This is a genomic window from Bacteroidota bacterium, assembly GCA_034723125.1.
In the GTDB taxonomy this organism is placed as follows: domain Bacteria; phylum Bacteroidota; class Bacteroidia; order CAILMK01; family JAAYUY01; genus JAYEOP01.
Genome location: JAYEOP010000210.1, coordinates 1 through 3,441, shown reverse-complemented (window position 1 = coordinate 3,441; position 3,441 = coordinate 1). Strand labels below are relative to the sequence as shown.

General features: G+C 29.9%; 4 protein-coding genes. All 4 read left to right on the top strand.

What is annotated here, in order from left to right; genetic code table 11:
- Nucleotides 1-388 precede the first annotated feature (388 nt).
- The 4 genes from U9R42_06035 (at nucleotide 389) to U9R42_06020 (ending at nucleotide 3,305) form a co-directional block, all read left to right on the top strand.
- A complete protein-coding gene (locus U9R42_06035) occupies nucleotides 389-637 on the top strand; it encodes a type II toxin-antitoxin system ParD family antitoxin (GenBank protein MEA3495579.1) in 249 nt (82 codons plus the stop codon).
- Nucleotides 637-936 (top strand): type II toxin-antitoxin system RelE/ParE family toxin, encoded by a 300-nt coding sequence (locus U9R42_06030; GenBank protein MEA3495578.1) that lies wholly within the window; start codon nucleotides 637-639, stop codon nucleotides 934-936. Before U9R42_06035 ends, U9R42_06030 begins: the two co-directional genes overlap by 1 nt.
- 474 nt (nucleotides 937-1,410) lie before the next feature.
- The gene (locus U9R42_06025) at nucleotides 1,411-2,259 is read left to right on the top strand and encodes a Bro-N domain-containing protein (protein MEA3495577.1); all 849 of its coding nucleotides are present in this window, start codon (nucleotides 1,411-1,413) and stop codon (nucleotides 2,257-2,259) included.
- A 443-nt stretch (nucleotides 2,260-2,702) separates the two neighbouring features.
- Complete coding sequence (locus U9R42_06020; GenBank protein ID MEA3495576.1) at nucleotides 2,703-3,305, top strand: hypothetical protein; 603 nt, start codon at nucleotides 2,703-2,705, stop codon at nucleotides 3,303-3,305.
- Nucleotides 3,306-3,441: the final 136 nt, after the last annotated feature.

The window sequence follows — 3,441 nt, the reverse complement described above, 5'->3', positions numbered from 1 at the left end:
AAAGTTAAATTTTTTCGGGTAATTTTAAAATTAGTGATTGTATTTTGGCAACATTTCATTTTTTTTGATACTTTTTTATTTTAAATAATTCATTTTTGTTGATTTTTAAGTTAAATTTTAATTTTTGTACATAATTCTTCCATTGATGTTTATTTCTTTAAATTTCTGATAAGTTTTTAATCATAAAATTAACAAGCAATTATTTTAATAAGACAACAAAATGTATGATTTTAAAAAACAGCTATTTGGAGAATTACTGATTGAGTACAAATATCAATGTTTGGGTTTATAGACAGACTGCCGTTAGTTGCAAGCAGTTCGAACGAAATCTGAAAATTAATTTTGAAATCCTACCAAGTATTAGTACTTTTGTAGCAAATTTAAAGTTATGGCGAAAAACACATCAATTTTTTTAGGTGATTATTTTGATAATTTCATCAATCATCAGATTGAATCAGGAAAATATTCTTCTGTAAGTGAAGTTGTGAGAACTGCGTTGAGAATGTTTGAACACGAAGAATCTAAAAAAACAGAACTTATAAAAGAACTGAAAAAAGGAGAAAAATCAGGCTTTATAAAAGATTTTGACCGAACATCTTTTTTTAAAACCCTTCATCAAAAATATTTGGCTGAATAATGAAATATAAAATCAGTCAAGAAGCAAGTAGAGATATTGAAAATATTTGGCTTTACACTATTGAAAAATGGTCGATAAAACAGGCTGACAGATATTTCAACTTGATAATGGATGAAATAGAATATCTCACTGATGACCCAAAATCTGGAAAAGATTATAATAAAGTAAGAAAAGGATATTTTCGTTCTCGAATAAAATCACATTTTATTTTCTATAAAATCAACAGTAAGAATGAAGAAATTGAAATTATCAGGATTCTACATCAACGAATGGACATTGAAACAAGACTGAATGAATAAAATGGTAGTAGCTGACAAAAAATATAGTGCATGCCGCAGTTGGTAGGTCATAGACAAAGAATTAGTAAGTTTGAAAATTGTGAAACCAAAGAAAATTATTGAATAAAGTGTGATACGCACCATATTCAAACCGTCAGATAGTCTAAAAAAATCAACAATTTGTAGATAAAAATAATTTGCCACCAAAGGAATAATTTCTATTTTTATAAATGAAATTTATACAAGGAAAAGACAGAAGACAGGCATATATTTTTCCAACATCACTGCAAGAAGCAATTCGAAAAACGCAAACTAAAAAAAACAAATAATTTTTGAGCAAAGCAGAAATGTTCTTATATTTGATAAAAATTTAATTAGTGGTTAGGGTTATTAGACAGACTGACGTTAGCTTTCATTGAAAAAATGATATTACAAGATTAAAAATTATCGAAGAACAAATTGTTTATTTATCTTTGGATTTGAAAAAAGAAATGTATGAAAAAAGAAACTGCGATAAAATTATTTCAAGACCAACGAGTTCGTGTAGAATGGGATAATAAACAAGAGAAATGGTATTTTTCAATTGTAGATATTATTTCTGTTTTAACAAAAAGTGTTAATCCACAAGCATATTGGAGAAAGCTTAAAGAAAGACTAAAAAAGGAAGGAAATGAAACCGTGACGAATTGTCACGGGTTGAAAATGAAAGCTGTTGACGGCAAAATGCGAATGACTGATGTAGCTGACACAGAGCAGTTATTAAGATTAATTCAATCAATACCTTCGCCAAACGCAGAACCGTTTAAAGTTTGGTTAGCAAAAGTTGGATATGAACGGATAGAGGAAACAGAAGACCCTGAGAAAGCTTTTGAAAGAGCAATGGAAACATATTTAAAAAAAGGATATTCAACGAACTGGATTAACCAAAGGCTGAAAAGTATTGAAGTTAGAAAGGATTTGACTGATGAATGGGAAGAGCGAGGCGTTAAGAAAGGATTAGAATTTGCAATATTGACAGACGAGATAACTAAGGCTTGGTCAGGAATGACAACACGAGAATACAAAGATCTAAAAGATTTAAAGAAAGAAAATTTGCGAGATAACATGACCAATTTAGAGTTGGTTTTGAATATGCTTGCGGAAGCAACAACAACCGAAATATCAAAAGAGAAGAAGCCTAAAACACTTTTAGAAAATAGAAAGATTGCAAAACAAGGAGGAACAATTGCAGGAAATACAAGAAAAGAAATTGAAGAAAAAACAGGAAAAAATGTAATAGCTCCATTGAATGCAAAAAAACTTGAAGAAAAAAACGAAGAAAAGAATAAAGAAATAGAAGAATAAACAACGAAAAGCTAACAAAATGTAAAAGTAATAGCTTTATGGTAGCAAATTGTAGCGATAGTACTCATATCCGGCCCGCCAAATCTTTGATTTGACGGATTTAGCGGAAAAGATTTGGCTATTTGGTAAATTTGAAGAGTATCGCTTTGAAACCCGCTACTACTTCTACATCAGTCGTCAGACTGTCTAAAAAAATCAACAATTTGTAGATAAAAATAATTTGCCACCAAAGGAATAATTTCTATTTTTATAAATGAAATTTATACAAGGAAAAGACAGAAGACAGGCATATATTTTTCCAACATCACTGCAAGAAGCAATTCGAAAAACGCAAACTAAAAAAAACAAATAATTTTTGAGCAAAGTAGAAATGTTCTTATATTTGACAAAAATTTAATCGGTGGTTAGGGTTATTAGACAGACTGCCGTTAGCATACATAGAAATGAGACAAAAAATAATAACATTGACATTATCTTTCTTTTTTGCAGGTAGCTCATTCGGTCAAGAGTTCGAGCAAATTAAAGATTCTCTAGAAATAGAAAGATTTTATTCATTCGTTGACTCCATTTTTAAATTAAAAAGAGACATTTCACTACCCGATTCACTTAATAATTATGCTTTTGTTTATAAGACTTCATGTCGTAATGATGAAGTCCTATATTCTGATAGAATCTTATATACAACGGAAGGTAAATCCTTTATTAACGATTCACTTTCTTACAAAACTCATGAATGTTCTTTGACGTATCCAATAAAGAAAATCGCACCTTATTATTGTGCGGAAAAACCTTCCAAATTAATGGAAAGAGTAGCTGTTAATGTTTATGTACAAACCATTGTAACAGTTGATAGTTTGGTATTCGAAACTATTCGCATCAGCAATAATCTTTTTGAATATGAAGCATATGGGTTAACTAAGTTCAGTTCATATTGTAGCTTTCAGAATGGCAAATATTTAATTATTGAGTTTTTTTTGACTACAAGAATTGGAAGCCAAACTTCTCCAGGCATTACTGAAACTCTTTTTTTAGAACGAATTGAATAAACGTATGCTAACAATGTATATAAAAAATAAGCGAGATTGTAGTAGTATCAAGGTTTGTAGCCCGTTTAACCTTTAGTGTCGATAGACAGGATACTACTCCGCAATCCCTTACGGCACATACACTCGAACGTTACAC

Coding starts and splice junctions, on each gene's coding strand:
- U9R42_06035 (MEA3495579.1), top strand. CDS start 389: ATGGCGAAAAACACATCAATTTTTTTAGGTGATTATTTTGATAATTTC.
- U9R42_06030 (MEA3495578.1), top strand. CDS start 637: ATGAAATATAAAATCAGTCAAGAAGCAAGTAGAGATATTGAAAATATT.
- U9R42_06025 (MEA3495577.1), top strand. CDS start 1,411: ATGAAAAAAGAAACTGCGATAAAATTATTTCAAGACCAACGAGTTCGT.
- U9R42_06020 (MEA3495576.1), top strand. CDS start 2,703: ATGAGACAAAAAATAATAACATTGACATTATCTTTCTTTTTTGCAGGT.